This window comes from Undibacterium sp. Dicai25W (genome assembly GCF_049340505.1).
Taxonomy (GTDB): domain Bacteria; phylum Pseudomonadota; class Gammaproteobacteria; order Burkholderiales; family Burkholderiaceae_D; genus Undibacterium; species Undibacterium jejuense.
Genome location: NZ_JBMPOQ010000006.1, coordinates 215,829 through 232,879 on the forward strand (window position 1 = coordinate 215,829; position 17,051 = coordinate 232,879).

General features: G+C 46.2%; 13 protein-coding genes. 10 read left to right on the plus strand and 3 right to left on the minus strand.

Features of this window, described 5'->3' with window-relative positions; genetic code table 11:
- Window positions 1-161 precede the first annotated feature (161 nt).
- The 4 genes from ACO0KY_RS09705 (at window position 162) to ACO0KY_RS09720 (ending at window position 5,802) form a co-directional block, all read left to right on the plus strand.
- Entirely contained in the window at window positions 162-2,471 is a 2,310-nt protein-coding gene (locus ACO0KY_RS09705) for an FdhF/YdeP family oxidoreductase (protein ID WP_423045605.1), read from the plus strand.
- 15 nt (window positions 2,472-2,486) lie between these two features.
- Window positions 2,487-2,789: a hypothetical protein gene (locus ACO0KY_RS09710; RefSeq protein ID WP_186910755.1), complete on the plus strand. Its 303-nt coding sequence runs from the start codon at window positions 2,487-2,489 to the stop codon at window positions 2,787-2,789.
- A gap of 195 nt (window positions 2,790-2,984) precedes the next feature.
- Window positions 2,985-4,445: a threonine synthase gene (gene thrC / locus ACO0KY_RS09715; protein WP_423045608.1), complete on the plus strand. Its 1,461-nt coding sequence runs from the start codon at window positions 2,985-2,987 to the stop codon at window positions 4,443-4,445.
- Window positions 4,446-4,599: 154 nt separating this feature from the next.
- Window positions 4,600-5,802, plus strand: coding sequence for a hypothetical protein (locus ACO0KY_RS09720; RefSeq protein ID WP_423045610.1), 1,203 nt, complete (start codon window positions 4,600-4,602; stop codon window positions 5,800-5,802).
- Window positions 5,803-5,905: 103 nt separating this feature from the next.
- Here the strand turns inward: ACO0KY_RS09720 and ACO0KY_RS09725 are convergent, their stop codons facing one another.
- Together ACO0KY_RS09725 and ACO0KY_RS09730 are read right to left on the minus strand one after the other, a co-directional pair.
- Window positions 5,906-7,600: an AMP-binding protein gene (locus ACO0KY_RS09725; RefSeq protein ID WP_423045612.1), complete on the minus strand. Its 1,695-nt coding sequence runs from the start codon at window positions 7,598-7,600 to the stop codon at window positions 5,906-5,908.
- 147 nt (window positions 7,601-7,747) lie between these two features.
- Entirely contained in the window at window positions 7,748-8,659 is a 912-nt protein-coding gene (locus ACO0KY_RS09730; RefSeq protein ID WP_186910759.1) for an EamA family transporter, read from the minus strand.
- A 578-nt stretch (window positions 8,660-9,237) separates the two neighbouring features.
- Between ACO0KY_RS09730 and ACO0KY_RS09735 the strand changes: the two genes are divergently transcribed.
- From ACO0KY_RS09735 to ACO0KY_RS09755, 5 genes are all read left to right on the plus strand, one after another.
- A complete protein-coding gene (locus tag ACO0KY_RS09735) occupies window positions 9,238-10,107 on the plus strand; it encodes a PhzF family phenazine biosynthesis protein (protein WP_423045614.1) in 870 nt (289 codons plus the stop codon).
- Between the two features lie 130 nt (window positions 10,108-10,237).
- On the plus strand, window positions 10,238-11,353 hold the full coding sequence (gene ribBA / locus ACO0KY_RS09740; protein ID WP_186910761.1) for a bifunctional 3,4-dihydroxy-2-butanone-4-phosphate synthase/GTP cyclohydrolase II: 1,116 nt from the start codon (window positions 10,238-10,240) through the stop codon (window positions 11,351-11,353).
- Window positions 11,354-11,510: 157 nt separating this feature from the next.
- Window positions 11,511-12,008: a 6,7-dimethyl-8-ribityllumazine synthase gene (ribH, locus tag ACO0KY_RS09745; protein ID WP_423045617.1), complete on the plus strand. Its 498-nt coding sequence runs from the start codon at window positions 11,511-11,513 to the stop codon at window positions 12,006-12,008.
- Window positions 12,009-12,141: 133 nt separating this feature from the next.
- Window positions 12,142-12,603, plus strand: a complete 462-nt coding sequence (gene nusB / locus ACO0KY_RS09750; RefSeq protein ID WP_186910763.1) for a transcription antitermination factor NusB — start codon at window positions 12,142-12,144, stop codon at window positions 12,601-12,603.
- A 103-nt stretch (window positions 12,604-12,706) separates the two neighbouring features.
- Window positions 12,707-13,876, plus strand: coding sequence for a pyridoxal phosphate-dependent aminotransferase (locus ACO0KY_RS09755; protein ID WP_423045619.1), 1,170 nt, complete (start codon window positions 12,707-12,709; stop codon window positions 13,874-13,876).
- Between the two features lie 71 nt (window positions 13,877-13,947).
- Here the strand turns inward: ACO0KY_RS09755 and ACO0KY_RS09760 are convergent, their stop codons facing one another.
- Window positions 13,948-14,934 carry a transglycosylase SLT domain-containing protein gene (locus ACO0KY_RS09760; protein ID WP_390312379.1) on the minus strand — a complete coding sequence of 329 codons (987 nt, stop codon included), beginning with the start codon at window positions 14,932-14,934 and terminating at the stop codon, window positions 13,948-13,950.
- Window positions 14,935-15,365: 431 nt separating this feature from the next.
- Here ACO0KY_RS09760 and ubiD point away from each other — a divergent pair, with 431 nt between their 5' ends.
- Window positions 15,366-16,850 carry a 4-hydroxy-3-polyprenylbenzoate decarboxylase gene (gene ubiD / locus ACO0KY_RS09765; protein WP_186910885.1) on the plus strand — a complete coding sequence of 495 codons (1,485 nt, stop codon included), beginning with the start codon at window positions 15,366-15,368 and terminating at the stop codon, window positions 16,848-16,850.
- The last annotated feature ends 201 nt before the right edge of the window (window positions 16,851-17,051 follow it).

A 17,051-nucleotide genomic window follows, 5' to 3' on the forward strand; every position in this document is an offset into this window, starting at 1 on the left:
CGCTGCCTAGCAACGAATAGAAACAAAATAAAGGTAGAAATAATACAAAAGCGGCGGGTAGGCTGAAATTGGGAATGAAGGACGTATTTCAAACCAATAACGCCTCTCGCCGTTTTGATCGTCACTGATGGTGTAATGCATTAAAAATAGCAGGAGAAGTAATGAGTAAAAAGGTAATTCAGGTTTATGATCGTCCTGCAGGTGGCTGGGGGGCTCTAAAAAGTGTTGCACAACAAATATTTGAGCAAGGAATACCTGGAAAAGGTGCTCGAACTTTATTGTCTGCAAACCAGCCCGATGGTTTCGATTGCCCTGGATGTGCGTGGCCGGATGCTGACCATACGTCGACCTTTGAATTTTGTGAGAATGGCGCTAAAGCAGTCGCCGCTGAATCTACCGCTCGTCGGGCCACACCTGAATTTTTTTCTGATTACACGGTACAACAACTAAGCGAAAAATCTGACCATTGGTTGGAGGCTCAGGGGCGCCTGACACATCCGCTCCAGTACGACAAAGCCAGCGATAAATATAAGCCAATTGCCTGGGATGCTGCGTTTGATTTGATCGCGGAACATTTGAATACCTTGCCGTCACCCAATGACGCGATTTTTTATACTTCCGGTCGGACCAGTAATGAAGCGGCGTTTTTATACCAGCTATTTGTGCGCGAATTTGGCACCAATAATTTCCCTGACTGTTCGAATATGTGCCATGAACCATCGGGTTTTGCGATGCGTGAGGCGATTGGTATAGGTAAGGGCACCGTACTGTTAAGCGATTTTCAAAAAACTGACGCGATTTTTATCTTTGGACAAAATCCAGGGACGAATCATCCACGCATGCTGGGTGAATTGCGAGCCGCATCAAAACGCGGAGCGGCAATCGTGTCGTTTAATCCATTGCGTGAGCGCGGCCTGGAGAAATTTCAGGATCCGCAAGCAATGGGGGAAATGTTGAGCGGGCAAGCGACCTCCATTTCTTCTGATTACGTGCAATTGAAAATTGGTGGTGATCTTGCCGCTGTCAAAGGAATTATTAAAGCTGTAATGGAGGCTGATAGTGCTGCGCTTCGTAACGGCCTGCCGCGCATCATTGACGCGGCATTTATCGATGAACATACATCGCACTTCGATGCTTTTGCTGCAGATGTTGAGGCCGAATCTTGGGATGCGATCACGACCGAATCCGGTTTGAGTAAAACCCAACTACAGGCCGTGGCAAATACCTATATGTCGGCAAAGAGTGTGATTGCCTGTTGGGGTATGGGTATTACACAGCACAAGCATTCTGTTGCCACGATACGGATGATCGTTAATTTGTTGCTGTTGCGCGGAAATATTGGTCGACCTGGTGCGGGCCCATGTCCGGTACGTGGACATAGCAACGTTCAGGGTGATCGTACCATGGGGATTAATGAAAAACCAAGCGCCAGCTTTTTGAAACGCCTGGGCGAGGTATTTGATTTTGTGCCACCTGCCGAACATGGCTATGATACGGTTGGTGCGATTGAAGCAATGCTCGTTGACAAAAGCAAAGTCTTCTTTGCCATGGGTGGGAATTTTGCTACCGCTACGCCAGATACAGAATTAACCCATCGCGCTTTAAAACAATGTGCATTAACCGTTCATGTCACGACGAAATTAAACCGCAGTCATCTGATTTGTGGTCGCGATGCGTTAATTTTGCCTTGTCTTGGGCGGACTGAAATTGATGTTCAAGCCAGCGGGCCACAAGCAGTGAGCGTTGAAGACTCTATGAGCATGGTGCATCTCTCTTCTGGGATTAATCCGCCAGCATCGCCGCATCTTTTGTCAGAACCGATGATAGTCGCCCGCTTGGCGCATGCGACCTTAAAGCAAAAATCAAAAACTGACTGGATGGGTTTAGTTGCTAATTACGATAAAATCCGCGAAAAAATTGCTGAAGTATTTATTGATTTTTCTGATTTTAATCAGCGTGTCAAAGTGCCGGGTGGCTTTCATTTGCGTAATACAGCAAGTGAACGAATCTGGGTCACGGCGACTGGTAAAGCAAATTTTTATGCATATCAGGTACCACGCGATTTGCCGATACACAAGGCACGCCAGACTCAAGTCGCACCAGTCTTTAATTTGGCGACGATACGTTCTCATGACCAGTACAATACGACCGTGTATGGATTAAATGATCGTTATCGCGGCGTATTTGGTGAGCGCAGAGTATTGTTTATCAATAAAGAAGATATCGCACAGTTGTCTATGCAAGCCGGTGACTGGGTAGACTTAGTCAGTCTCGCAGAAGACGGGACTAGGCGTGAGGCAAAGCGTTTTATGCTGGTTGAGTACAATATTCCTCTTGGGTGTCTGGCTGCGTATTTTCCTGAAACGAATGGCTTGGTGCCATTGTCCAGTTTTGCAGATAATGCAAGAACACCAACGTCCAAATCGATTCCTGTCATGCTCAGTGCGCATATTGAAGAGTGTCCGGCTTAAAAGATGGAAATTGCAATGACAAGCAATCCGGATGAGGCAGAACTGGCTATGCTAAAGCTTGCTGATATGGTCGTAACTGAATTGCATCACCATTCACGACCACAATCAGCGCTGAGTATTGCTAAACGTCTCAAGATCAGAATGAGCACGCTGATGCGCTGTTTGGCATATCTTGGTGACGCAGAAATCGATGGACAGCGTGGCTTGGGATGGGTGTTATTGCATCAGGATGACGATCGTCTGCTGTTGAGTTTGTCAGATCGGGGTCGCTCTGTGTGCGATGATAATGCGGCTCAGGCAGATGAGTCTGTTCGATGACGATAGATTCGGTCGTAGGGTAAAGGATCTCACTACAATCCGCTACTGTTGTGTATATGTAGTTGTAATACCTGATTGCCGAACGAAACTCATAAATTTCTGGGTTTTCACCGAATTAGCGTTGGTTTGAGGCTGTTAAGGGCGATATAATGGAAAGATTATTCGTCTAACTACTCAAACTTTTTCTGTCATTTTATGCAATACGCTTCTACTCGCGGGCATGCCGCAGAACAAACTTTTTCTGAAATCCTGTTAGGTGGGCTGGCGCCGGATGGTGGCTTGTATCTTCCTTGCGAGTACCCGCAGGTCAGCGCTGATGAACTCAATACTTGGCGTAAATTGTCTTATGCTGATCTGGCTTTTGCAGTGTTGAGTAAATTTGCGACCGATATTCCTGCCGTCGATTTAAAAGCAATTACTGATAAGACCTATACCTCAGTCGTGTATTGCAATGCTCGAACTGGCGAGGATGCTGCACAGATAACACCTTTGCGCGTGTTAGAGTCATCAGAGCAAAGAAGTTTGCTATTGCAGGCTTTATCAAATGGCCCAACGCTGGCATTTAAAGACATGGCGATGCAATTGTTGGGCAATTTGTTTGAATATACCTTGGCAAAAAACAATGCTGAGTTAAATATTTTCGGTGCGACTTCCGGCGATACCGGCAGCGCCGCTGAATACGCGATGCGTGGCAAAAAAGGTATCCGCGTTTTCATGCTCTCTCCGCACAAAAAAATGAGCGCATTTCAAACAGCGCAAATGTTTAGTTTGCAAGACCCGAATATTTTTAATATCGCAGTCGAAGGCGTCTTTGACGATTGTCAGGATATGGTCAAGGCCGTCTCGAATGATTTGGGATATAAACAGCAACAAAAAATTGGCACAGTCAATTCCATCAACTGGGCTCGTGTTGTGGCGCAGGTTGTCTACTATTTCCGCGGCTATCTGAGCGCAACGACAAGTAATAACCAAAAAGTGTCATTCACTGTTCCATCCGGCAATTTTGGAAATATTTGTGCAGGCCACATCGCGCGCATGATGGGGTTGCCGATTGCAAAATTGGTCGTGGCAACCAATGAAAATGACGTGCTTGATGAATTTTTCCGCACCGGCATTTATCGCGTGCGCAAATCGGCAGAAACCTGGCATACCACCAGCCCATCGATGGATATTTCAAAAGCCTCTAATTTTGAACGTTTTGTGTTTGATTTATTGGGCGGTGACGCTGCTCGCGTCAAAGCGCTTTTCAACAAAGTGGAAACCCAAGGCGGATTTGACTTATCTGGTCAGCCGGGTAGCGACGGTGACGAATTTCAAAAAATCGCACAATTCGGTTTTGTATCTGGAAAATCCGTGCATGTAGATCGTCTGCAAACTATACGCGCAGTGGAAAAAAATTATGGCATCACAATTGATACACACACCGCAGATGGTATTAAAGTCGCGTTAGAACACACTGAACCAGGTGTGCCTATGATCGTGCTGGAAACTGCTTTGCCAGCCAAGTTTAACGAGACAATCAAAGAAGCGCTGGGACGTGATGCTGAGCGTCCGGTGGGTTTTGAAAACATCGAATCTTTGCCGCAGCGATTTACAGTGATGTCGACAGATGTGACGAAAATGAAGGCATTTATCGCTGAAAAAACGGGGTTGTGAATTTTATCCCGTGATGGTTTTGGCTTACCGCGTAGGGCGGGTGCGATCCGCTCTTTTTCATGAATGACGGCGACAATGAATTTGGCGGGTTGCGCCCATCCTATAAATGTTGGGTCTGTGCTTAACTTTTTGCTTGCCTCATTCTGACAAAGCTATGAACCATTTCCTTTACCCTAAAACATATCGCACACCTGTGTGGCAACGATTGCTGATTACGGGCTTTGGACTCTTCTTTTGTTTTCTCAGTGCGATGCTGCTCACAACAGCGTTTGGTGGTGCTGAGTCGCTCATACCTTTTGGGCTGTTTTTTTTATTGCTAGGCTTGTTATTGCCAATCTTTGTGCTTAGCACGAAACTGGTTTTGTATGAGGATAAAATTGAGCAGGCTAATCTGTTTAGCAGTCGTTCACTATATCGGCATGAGATTCTAGGTTACCGGCGTCGGATAGTTAAAAATGCGACGATGATTGATTTGCTGCCGCATCGCCCTGAACAAAAAAAGATCACGGTATCCAGACAGTATGTGGATGATGCACAGTTCATCGAATGGCTCAACGGCCTCCGTAATCTGGATGAAATTGACGAGCTGGCAGCCGCTAAAGAAATTGAACAAGACGTCAGTCTGGGCGCTACTCCGGAAGAGCGTACTGCCAGAATAAAATGTTGGCGCCAGATGCTCAATGTAGTGACGTATAGTTATTTTGCCGTGATCATACTGCTGTTCTTTATGCCTGCGTCTAAGAGCATCCTGATCATTTGCCTGATGGCGGGCCCTTTAATATGTATTGGTCTACTTGCGTACTCCAGGCATTTCACGATCATCGAGTTAGATAAAGCGAGTTTGTTGCGTAAGCTGAATTTGCAGCCGTTATTGATGTTTTCCTCGGTTGCTTTTTATCCTGTATTGCTAGGTATTCGCCCAGGTCTGGCGAGTTTGCCTTTGCATTGGCAAAAGCCTTTGGTGTTGGCATTGGTCTGCGGCATCTTGCTGACACTCTTCGTGATTAATTTTTCACGCGGAGCTAAAATCACGTGGGCAGGTATTTTTGCTATCCTGCCGCCATTAGTCGTCTATGCGGGCGGTGTTTCTGTTTTGCTCAATGCTGAACTGGACCACAAAGAATCTACCAGCTATCGTTTAACTGTGATCGGTAAACATATGACGACGGGGAAGGGTGCGGCAAATTATCTTGATGTAAGTAGCTCTGATGCGGAGTATCCCGGAGATACCTCATTCAAAGTTTCTCGTGAGTTGTATGACAGCATGCAGCAAGGTGGCCACATTTGCGCCAAGATCCATCCCGGCGCCTTTTCTATGGCCTGGGAAAATGTGGTCCCTTGTGAAAACAATCAGTAGTATTGTGTATGTCGGTCGGTAGGGTCTGGTGCAACCCGCTAAGCTGGTGTAATTGCAATTGTAATCACATCGCGGGTTGCACCCACCCTACGAAAACGCAGACTTATGCTGTTTTGCTTTCCTTTAAATTCAGCAATTCGCGCATCATTTCCCGCATTTTAAATTTTTGCACTTTGCCAGTTATCGTCATCGGAAATTCACTGACGAAACGCAGATAACGCGGCACTTTGTAATGGGCAATCTGACCTTTGCAAAAGTCCCTTATTTCTTGCTCTGCCAATTGTTCACCCGGTCGAATGATAATCAGGGCACACAATTCTTCACCGTACTTTTGATCGGGTACGCCGATGACTTGTACGTCCTGAATTTTGGGGTGTCGGTATAAAAATTCTTCAATCTCACGTGGGTAGACGTTTTCGCCGCCACGAATCACCATGTCTTTGATACGGCCGACGATATTGACATAGCCCTCGCTATCCATTGTCGCCAGATCGCCTGTATGCATCCAGCCTTCGGTATCAATGGCCTCAGCAGTTTTTTCGACATCGCCCCAATAGCCTTTCATTACGGAATATCCTAAGGTGCAAAGTTCACCCGTTTCTCCACGTGAGACTGTCTCGCCAGAATTAGGATCGACAATTTTCACTTGCAGATGCGGTTGCACCTGACCAACGGTAGAAACACGTTTTTCTAATGAGGTTTGGGTATTGCTCTGACAACTGACCGGGCTCGTTTCTGTCATGCCATAGGCAATGGTGATTTCACTGATGTGCATGTCCTTGACGACGCGCTTCATGATTTCAATCGGGCAGGGCGATCCCGCCATGATTCCGGTACGTAAGCTGGTTAAATCAAATTCAGCAAAGCGAGGATGGTCAAGTTCAGCAATAAACATCGTCGGCACACCGTGTAAGCCAGTACATTTTTCGTTCTGTACTGCCTCAAGCACTAGCAGTGGATCGAATGAGGCATTTGGATAGACGATGCAAGCGCCGTGCGTCAGGCACGCGAAATTGCCCAGCACCATTCCAAAACAATGGTACAAAGGAACAGGAATGCACAAGCGGTCTGCAGCACTCAGGTGCATCGCCTCACCAACAAAAAAGCCGTTGTTAAGGATATTGCGGTGAGTGAGTGTAGCGCCTTTGGGAAAGCCCGTTGTACCGCTGGTAAATTGGATATTGATAGCATCGTTCTGATGCAGAGCTTGTTCTGTGCTTGTAATACGCTGATCGTCAGCACGTCCAAGCGCCATGACATCGGTGAAGCGCAGCATACCTGCAACTTGATGTTCGCCCAGATGGATAGCGATTTTAAGCTGTGGCAATTTGGACGAGTTTAATTGTGCCGGCGGGCATTGGTTTAATTCTGGCGCGAGTTCAGAGATCATTCCAAGGTAATCGCTGCCTTTGAATTCGCACATGCTGATGAGTGCTTTGCAGCCGACTTTGTTGAGCGCATATTCCAATTCTGACACCCGATACGCCGGATTAATATTGACCAGTATTACGCCAATCTTTGCAGTGGCAATTTGGGTCAGCAACCATTGCGAATTATTGTTAGACCAAATGGCGAGCCGGTCTCCGACCTGTAACCCTAGTTCTAGCAAAGCGCTTGCGAGGCGATTTGATTCGGTTTGTAGTTCTTGGTAATTCCAGCGAATATTTTCGTGACATGAGACCAGTGCTGGCTGGTCCGGAAAGCGCGTCACCATTTCATCAAAAAACTGTCCCAGAGTTCGTTCAATCAAAGGTTGTTCAGTACTGCCTGTATCGTGACTTAAACTGATGGCTTGCATGCAATATCCCTCTTTGGTCGTTGGATTTTTTCTCGTTTTTTTATGTGGTTTTGTTGATGTTATTCGTTTAAATATTCGTTTAATTATTCATTTAATTCTAGATCAATCTCTTCTATTGCATCGTGTTTTGGTTGTGTGGGACAAGTTTCATGCGAGGCTTAAACGCAGCTTCTGAAAAATTTTTTGACCGAAAACATTGATCAATAATCCGCACATCACCACAATGGCACCGATAATTTGCAGTGGTTTTAACGCTTCACCCAGAAGAATCCATGCCGCAGTTAATCCAACAACCGGTACAAGCAAAGTCAAAGGAGCTACCGTATGCGTCGGCAAAGAAGACAATAATTTCCCCCATAGGGTATATCCAATCAAGGTTGCAGCAAATGCCAGATAAACGATCGTTAGTCCGGAGGATATGCTCATGTTGATCAGGCTATGTTTTATGGCATCCATTCCTTCAAAGCAAATTGAGAGAAGAAAGAATGGAATAATTGGAATCAGGGCGCTCCATGAAACCAGACTCAGTACGGCAGTTTGACCTATTTTTTTATTGATCACGTTCCCTGTTGCCCACGACGCTGCGGCGCAAATTGTTAATCCAAACCCAGCGAGGGTGACCTGACTTACGCCGCCATTGATGCTAGCGCTGCCAAGTAAAATTAGTCCAAGGCTGGCCGTGAGCATGCCGATGAGATTACTTACCCGAAATTTTTCACCAAAAACCAAGGCTGAGAAACCGACGGTAAAAAAAGCCTGTGCTTGCAGTACTAACGATGCGAGTCCGGCTGGCATGCCAACCGCCATGGCTGAAAACAAAAATGCGAACTGCCCAAGACTGATGGTCATTGCGTAGGCAATAAAAAGGCGTAGGGGTACTTTGGGTCTGGGTATAAAAAATATCGAAGGAATAGCGACCATTGCAAATCGCAATGCGCCCAGCAAAAAAGGTGGTATGCCCTTGAGCCCGATCTTGATGACAACGAAATTCATACCCCACAAAAGAATAACGATACTAGCTGTCAGAATGTGGCGTGGACTAAGAGTTTGTTCTGGCATGGGGCAATTGTATGTTGATATTGATGAAAAATGCGTGTGCTTTGTTCTGAGTTGGCTTCGTTTGTGCTGTGCCGGTTACGCGTCTTTAAATTCACGTAACGTTTTGCTGTTTTTAATCATGTCATCGAACAGGGGGACATGACAGAATTGTTAGTAATTTCGTTTTCTAAGCGTACGCATGATCTGCTGTCTTTGCAAGATGTTACCCTGCTTATTGTGTCTGCCCCTGTTTCTACCCCTGTTGAAATGCTCGTAAGAAATAGAGAATCACATTGTGTTAAACAGCTTTACTTGCGCGTTTTAGCCGACACGCCGCGCTACAGCCTCGCTGCTCTGCGTTCAAACTCACAGAAAATATTGCGCTTTTATTTAATTTAGCACTGATGCATGATATACAGGGAAGGTCGGTAATCGACATCAAATCTTATTGAAAAAACTTATCGAAATGGAGCCGTTTTGATCAAAATGCCTTGGATGGCTTTGCCTCTGAATAGGCAAAGGCAGAGGTCAAAACAATACCTCGCGATATTCTGAAATAGTCGTAATACTTGTAGTGGGTTCTTAAATTTTATTGTCCTATGAGATCTTATCCTTTTCGTATTTTTAATGTCTTCGCAGAGTCTACTTTTGGCGGTAACCCTTTATGTGTTTTTGAGCATGCTGATGGATTGTCGGATGCCGAAATGCAGGCCTTGGCTTTACAATTTAATTTGTCTGAAACTTGTTTTATTTTGCCATCCGATAAGGCGACTGCAAGAATGCGGATCTTTACGCCAGATACAGAAATGGCATTTGCAGGACATCCAAGCTTAGGTACGGCTCAGTTGGTGCAGGAATTGTACAAAGCCCCGGCGCACCTCACGCTGGAATGTAAGGCTGGCATCGTGCCCTTGCAGTTACATGAAAATGTGTGGACTTTTGCAGCTCCACAAGCGCCAAAAGTATCTGCTTGTGAGACAGATAGTGCAGAAATTGCACGTATTCTCGGGTTGGATATGAAGGATTTTTCCGGCGAGCCGCTGTGGGTCAACACTGGGTCTGATCAATTGCTTGTCCCATTGGTGGATGAGGACGCACTTTACCGTGCTAAGTTGAATAGTGCTTTGCTTGATGGTTGGCCAAAAAATAGTCTGGGTCGTAAGACCGTCTATCTTTTTACGTTTGATCAGATTCGGCGGGCAAATGCAACTCGAGTTCAAGTAAAGGCTCGTTATTTTTTTGCGCGTCCGGGTGGTGGCGTAGGTGAAGATCCTGCCACTGGATCTGCATGTGCCAACCTCGGTGGTTGGTGGATCGCGCAAAAGCGAAATGTCCCTGCGAGTTTGCACATAAGTCAGGGTGGGCAAATGCAAAGACCAAGTCACCTCTATCTGGATATACTTGAAGATATGACCATTAAAGTCGGTGGTAAGGTGCAAGAAATTGGACGTGGTGTGATCCAAATCTAGTAAAAACGCTTCAAAACCGCAGAAAGCACGGGAAGTGTAGGGCGAAATCCTTTAAAATAGCGGCTTCATTCAAATGCAGTTGGTGGTGCTCGCGCTAAGCGCCGGAGCCCAACCCTTCAGGATACCCCCTATGAGCATGTCTAATACCCTAGAAATCGTCGCAGAATTGCGTGCTGGCCGCATGGTCATCCTGGTTGACGAAGAAGATCGCGAAAACGAAGGCGATCTGATTATGGCGGCAGAATTTGTAACACCGGAAGCCATTAACTTTATGGCAAAATTTGGCCGTGGCCTGATTTGCCTGACTTTGACAGAAGAGCGTTGCGACGAGTTGAATCTGGCAATGATGACAACCCGTAATGGCACTTCGTACGGCACTAATTTTACGGTCTCTATTGAAGCAGCTGAAGGTGTTACGACCGGTATTTCAGCGGCGGACCGTGCGCATACAGTGCAGGTTGCGGTCAGCAAAAAGTCAACTGCTAACGATATCGTTCAACCAGGTCATGTGTTTCCATTGAAAGCGCAAAAAGGTGGCGTTCTGATGCGTGCAGGGCATACTGAAGCTGGTTGTGATTTGGCGGAGTTGGCTGGTCTGACGCCTGCATCCGTGATTTGCGAAATTATGAAGGATGACGGCACGATGGCACGTTTGCCAGACTTGCTTGAGTTCGCCAAAGAACATAACTTAAAAATTGGCACGATTGCCGATTTAATTCACTATCGTAGCCAAACCGAGAGTATCGTAGACCGCGTTGCGGAGCGCGATATGCATACCGTGCATGGTAGCTTTAAGGCAGTTGTTTATCGTGATAAACCTAGTGGCTCTGCGCATTTGGCCTTGGTGCACGGAAACATTACGCCCGAAAAAGAAGCCTTGGTTCGCGTACATCAACCGGTATCGATCCTGGATTTGCTGGAAAGTAAGGCAACGACGCATTCATGGAACGTTGCTGCCGCAATGAAAGCGGTACAGGCAGCCGATTCGGGCGTTATCGTTTTATTGAATTGCGAGGAAACTGCGGAGCAAATGTTTGATCAGTTTAAAGCGCTGAATGCACCGGAAACACGCCCTGTTGGTCGTGCTGCAAGTATGGATTTACGCAATTACGGTATCGGTGCGCAGATATTGAAAGACGTAGGCGTTGGTAAAATGAAACTTCTGGCAAATCCACGAAAGATGCCGTCCATGACTGGTTTTAACCTCGAGGTTGTTGGCTACCTGGATAAACCCTGCGCAGAATAAAGCTTAAAGTAAGTTGTTGTGCAGTAGCAGGAATGCAGTGTGATGAATACATCGCGTGAAAAATGCTGAGAATTTTTTAAGCTTTAAAAATTTCTAGCATCAAATAATATTGAATATTTTAGAATTGACGGAGCGCCTTGGCGCAAGAGGGAATATCATGACAGTTGGACACTATGAATCAAATCTGGATGGCGCGGGCGTACGCGTCGGTATCGTACAAGCCCGTTTTAACGAAACAGTAGGTAATGGCCTGTTGTCTTCCTGCTTGGCAGAATTGTCACGTCTTGGCGTGTTGAATGAAGATATTCTGCACGTCACTGTGCCAGGTGCTCTGGAAGTTCCATTGGCACTGCAAAAAATGGCTGAAACCAATCAGTTTGATGCGCTTATCGCTTTGGGGGCTGTAATCCGTGGTGAAACTTATCACTTTGAATTGGTCTCCAACGAATCTGGCGCTGGCATCACCCGCGTCGGCCTGGATGCAGGCATTCCGATTGCAAATGCGATATTGACTACAGAAAACGACGAGCAAGCTGAAGTCCGTATGCAAGAAAAAGGTGCAGATGCAGCTCGCGTAGCGGTTGAGATGGCGAATCTGACATTGGCTCTCGAAGAGTTAGCAGAAGCAACCGAAGACGTCGACTACGACGCCTGATTAGGCACAGTTGAAGGTAAGCCACGACCAGTTCAGGCTTAACTTCAAGATATTAAGAAACAAAGTGTGCCTGGGGTCATTGTATTTCAGGCCATCAACAGCACAAAAAAGCAAAATCAAGTAAGAGAAGAATATGAATAATAAAACGCAACACGCCAATCCTAGTAAAAGCCGCTCTCCGCGCCACCGTGCTCGTGAGTTTGCGCTGCAAGGCCTGTATCAATGGCTGCTCAATAATGAAGATTCCGGTGTGATTGACGCCCATATCCGTCAGGCACACGGTTTCGATAAGGCTGACCGTGAACATTTTGACGCGCTGTTGCATGGCGCTATCAATCACTCCATCGAATTGCGTGAAGAGTTTGCGCCTCTGATTGATCGCGGTATTAAAGAGCTGTCACCGATTGAACACGCCGCTTTGTTGATCGGCACATATGAGTTAAAAAATCATATCGAGATTCCTTACCGCGTTGTAATTAATGAAGCCGTTGAATTAACCAAGTCATTTGGTGGTATCGATGGTCATAAATACGTCAATGGCGTGTTGGATAAGTTAGCTGTAAAGTTACGCCCGAATGAGGTTGCTGCAAAATAAGTGCAGATGAATGAACATAATTTAACCGCCTTTTTCTATATAGGAAATCAGGCGGTTTTTTTACGACAGAATAGTTGTTGACTTACGTCTTTGGCAGGTAAATATGGAAAATAATCTCGCGTCTCGGTTGGCTCATATCGCTCCTTTTCATGTAATGGAGCTCATGAAGATGGCTGCTGCGCTGGAGTCACAAGGTCGCCACTTGATACATATGGGTATCGGCGAACCTGATTTTACAGCACCACAAATCGTGATCGACGCTGCTGCGAAGGCGATGGCTGATGGTCGTTTGCAATATACGTCAGCACTTGGTGTGCCGGCATTGCGTGAGGCAATTTCTAACCATTATGCCGAAAAATTTGGTTTAAATGTTCCCGCTTCGCGCATCATTGTGACCGCAGGCGCATCGGCTGCCTTATTGTTGGCTTGCGCGGCGCTGGTAGAGGCAGGACGCGAAGTACTCATGCCAGATCCTTGCTACCCATGTAACCGTCATTTTGTTGCCGCATTTGAAGGTAAGGCCAAACTGGTCGCGAGTGGTCCAGAGCACCGCTTCCAACTTTCCGATCAAATGGTACGTGAACATTGGACCTCCGATACTGCGGGTGTCTTGCTAGCTTCGCCATCGAATCCTACCGGTACTTCGATAGCGGTTGGCGAGTTGGTAAAAATTATCGCCAGCGTCAAAGAGCGCGGGGGCTTTACGATTGTCGACGAAATTTACCAGGGGTTGTCGTATGATGCTCCGCCTTTTTCTGCGCTTTCTCTGGATGATGATGTGGTAATCATTAATAGTTTTAGCAAGTACTTTAATATGACAGGCTGGCGCTTAGGTTGGCTCGTTGTACCTGAGCGTATTGTGCCTGAGTTGGAAAAGTTATCGCAGAATTTGTTTATTTGTCCATCATCTATTGCGCAACATGCCGCGCTAGCTTGTTTTAGCCCAGAAGCATTGACTATCTATGAAAAAAGAAAGGCGGAGTTTAAACGTCGCCGCGATTATATCGTGCCGGCACTGCGTGAACTGGGCTTCGGTGTTCCAGTCATGCCAGATGGTGCTTTTTATGTATATGCGGATTGTTCGCGATTCACCAACGATGCTGATACCTTTGCTAAACAAGTGCTTAATGACGCTGGTGTGGTTATCGTTCCTGGTCTCGATTTTGGGCCAGCAACGGCAAGCTCCTATGTGCGATTGTCGTACGCCAATTCGATGGAGAATCTACAAGAAGCGATTGTGCGGTTGAGAAAATTTCTTGCGCAACCTGCTTAAGGCGAAAAAAAACTGCCCGTATTTTGATGTGCGGGCAGTTTTTTAATTGAAGCTTAATTTGTGACGTCAAATTATAAAGCTGCTACTTGATCCTTAGAATCTGTTTTCGCCTTCGCTTCGTTCGCATCTTCTTTTACTGTATGCGTAGCTTCTGTCTGGCGAGCGACCGGAGCAGGGCTGGTATTGGTGAATACCGTAGGAACATTTTTACCGGCAGAAACGTCTTTTAAGCGTTTGTACTCTGTCATTACTCTAGATCCATAGCCAGAGTCATTGTCAAAAGCACCTGCGCCCACATACATCTTTAAGCCCGCTTCGACTGAGCCCGCACGTGAGACGTAGTCTTTTAATATTAATGCTCCAACTTTGATATTGGCAACCGGATTTAAGGCGGCTTTAACGCCTCCCATTTCGTCGAATTTTTCCTGATGTACCTTGGACATGACTTGCATCAATCCTTGCGCACCTACTGGGCTTTCCGCGAACGGATTTAAGCCTGATTCGATCGCCATCACGGATAAAATCAGCAGCGGATCCAATTTGATGTCCTTGGCAGTCAAATAGGCGGCTGATACCAGCATGTTAGTTGCATCTGTAGCGACGCGGTAGCGTTTGGAAAGCCAATTCGTTACCCATTTTTGCTGGCGCTCGCTGCCCAGTAATTTTGCATCTTCTTCGGTATATGCTGCATTGTGCAGGGCGTTACCTGCGGCAGCCTTACCAGGCGCTTCCATGAGCATTGCAAGGCTTGGTGGTGGAACCTCTGCTTCGACCAGTTGTTCTGGTGTCGTAAATGGAGATAAATTCTTAAATTTATCAGCTAACTCAGGTTTGATAAACATTGTCGCCAGCAAGACGATAGCGGTGATACCTGAAATTGTCATTAAGTGGCGGATGATGGTGATGAAACCACTACTTGTATCACGTGCGACTGCATTGAACGCAGCACGCTTTTCTTCGGTGGAAAGTCCACCTTGTTGTACAGCTAAAATAAAACGTTGAATCATGTAACCCCCTGAATCATCGCGGTGCAAAAGCTCAACTTCGAGCAGTTGCATAAAACTACTTCACGAATCAGAAACATCGCCCTCGTCGCATTTGCGATCTGAAGACGCCGGAGCTATTTATCTGTTTAAGTTCGTCACACTTGGTACTGGAGCATCCAGCGATAAATAACTTTATTTCGGGATAAGGCAGACGCCTTTTGAAAACAATCCTTACAATGTCATGTGGGGCCCGACCCCCGTGAATGATGTTACCGTTATTGGCGAGGTAGACTTTGCGTGTAAAGTGGCAAACGTCTAGATCTCTTCATCAAGTTGGGCGAATTGTAGGGGTGGTTTTATATCAAGTCAATACTATCAAATCAACGTTTAATAACTTTTGAATCTAAAGAATTGCGCTGCAATGCAGCAAAAACCAATAAAATCAAGTACTTGGCTAAATAAGCTTGACCAACTAGTTCAGACATACAAAAAAGCGAAAAATGATTAAATATTCCGATTTGAGGGATTTTATTTCTCAATTGCAAGAAATAAATGAGTTAAAACAAGTAGATATTCAAATTTCTCCTAATTTAGAGATGACGGAGATTTGTGACCGAACTTTGCGCGCTGAAGGTCCTGCACTTTTGTTCAATAAACCGACCGGACATAGTATTCCGGTTCTGGCAAATTTATTTGGTACACCACGTCGTGTCGCACTCGGTATGGGAGCAGATAATGTGAGTGAATTACGCCAAATCGGCCACCTGTTATCTGCCTTAAAAGAACCAGAACCACCGAAAGGTTTTAAAGACATTCTTGGAATGGGCAGCCTCGTAAAAGCCGTGTGGGACATGGCCCCTAAGGAATTACGTGGTGCCAAATGCCAGGAAATTGTTTGGGAGGGTAACGATGTTGATTTATCGCGTTTGCCGATTCAACACTGTTGGCCTGGCGATGTCGCACCATTGATTACCTGGGGGTTGGTGATTACCAAAGGTCCTAATAAAAAGCGCCAGAATTTGGGCATCTACCGCCAACAAGTATTAGGGCGAAATAAAGTAATTATGCGTTGGCTCGCGCATCGCGGAGGCGCGTTGGATTTCCGTGAGCACTGTATCGTCAATAAAGGTAAGCCGTATCCAATTGCGGTAGCTTTGGGTGCTGATCCCGCTACTATATTAGGAGCAGTGACGCCGGTCCCTGACAGCTTGTCTGAATACCAGTTCGCGGGCTTATTGCGCGGTAGCCGCACGGAATTGGTTAAAGCGATTGGCAGCGAGCTCCGCGTGCCAGCATCCGCTGAAATCGTGCTCGAAGGGCATATCTACCCCGATGAATCGCATCCAAGTGGTTATGAGCACGCACTGGAAGGACCGTATGGTGATCATACTGGTTACTATAATGAGCAAGACTGGTTCCCGGTATTTACGATAGATCGCATCACCATGCGTCGTGATCCGATTTATCATTCGACGTATACCGGAAAACCACCCGATGAACCGGCGGTATTGGGCGTAGCACTGAATGAAGTGTTTATCCCGCTTTTGCAAAAACAGTTTAGTGAAATTACCGATTTTTACTTACCGCCGGAAGGTTGTAGTTATCGGATGGCTGTAGTGCAGATGAAAAAATCCTACGCTGGTCATGCAAAGCGCGTAATGTTCGGCGTCTGGAGTTTTTTACGTCAATTTATGTATACCAAGTTCATTATTGTGGTGGACGAGGATGTGAATATTCGCGACTGGAAAGAAGTCATCTGGGCGATTACCACACGTGTCGACCCCAGTCGGGACACAACCTTGGTAGACAATACTCCCATCGATTATCTCGACTTTGCCTCACCCGTCAGTGGTCTGGGTAGCAAAATGGGGATCGATGCCACCAATAAGTGGCCGGGTGAGACAGATAGGGAGTGGGGTACAACGATCGTGATGAGCCAGGATATCAAAGGCAAGGTCGATGAGCTCTGGCCGCAATTGGGGTTGTAGTAAATAATTATCCTATGGTAGGGTATTGAAAACAAAGAACAATCAATTGCTTTGGTCATTCAATGCCCTCGATTGCCAGATCGAGTTGCAGAAATTAATAATGAATTAGTTTGACTATGCTATATGTCTTTCAAGTCAATTGCGAAATTCGAGCAATAGTCTTCATTTATGTCTAGATACGAGTTTTGTTATCAATTTCGC

Bases quoted from the DNA above. Each gene is read 5' to 3' on its own strand.
- ACO0KY_RS09705 (WP_423045605.1), top strand. From the start codon at position 162: ATGAGTAAAAAGGTAATTCAGGTTTATGATCGTCCTGCAGGTGGCTGG.
- ACO0KY_RS09710 (WP_186910755.1), top strand. From the start codon at position 2,487: ATGACAAGCAATCCGGATGAGGCAGAACTGGCTATGCTAAAGCTTGCT.
- thrC (WP_423045608.1), top strand. From the start codon at position 2,985: ATGCAATACGCTTCTACTCGCGGGCATGCCGCAGAACAAACTTTTTCT.
- ACO0KY_RS09720 (WP_423045610.1), top strand. From the start codon at position 4,600: ATGAACCATTTCCTTTACCCTAAAACATATCGCACACCTGTGTGGCAA.
- ACO0KY_RS09725 (WP_423045612.1), bottom strand. From the start codon at position 7,600: ATGCAAGCCATCAGTTTAAGTCACGATACAGGCAGTACTGAACAACCT.
- ACO0KY_RS09730 (WP_186910759.1), bottom strand. From the start codon at position 8,659: ATGCCAGAACAAACTCTTAGTCCACGCCACATTCTGACAGCTAGTATC.
- ACO0KY_RS09735 (WP_423045614.1), top strand. From the start codon at position 9,238: ATGAGATCTTATCCTTTTCGTATTTTTAATGTCTTCGCAGAGTCTACT.
- ribBA (WP_186910761.1), top strand. From the start codon at position 10,238: ATGAGCATGTCTAATACCCTAGAAATCGTCGCAGAATTGCGTGCTGGC.
- ribH (WP_423045617.1), top strand. From the start codon at position 11,511: ATGACAGTTGGACACTATGAATCAAATCTGGATGGCGCGGGCGTACGC.
- nusB (WP_186910763.1), top strand. From the start codon at position 12,142: ATGAATAATAAAACGCAACACGCCAATCCTAGTAAAAGCCGCTCTCCG.
- ACO0KY_RS09755 (WP_423045619.1), top strand. From the start codon at position 12,707: ATGGAAAATAATCTCGCGTCTCGGTTGGCTCATATCGCTCCTTTTCAT.
- ACO0KY_RS09760 (WP_390312379.1), bottom strand. From the start codon at position 14,934: ATGCAACTGCTCGAAGTTGAGCTTTTGCACCGCGATGATTCAGGGGGT.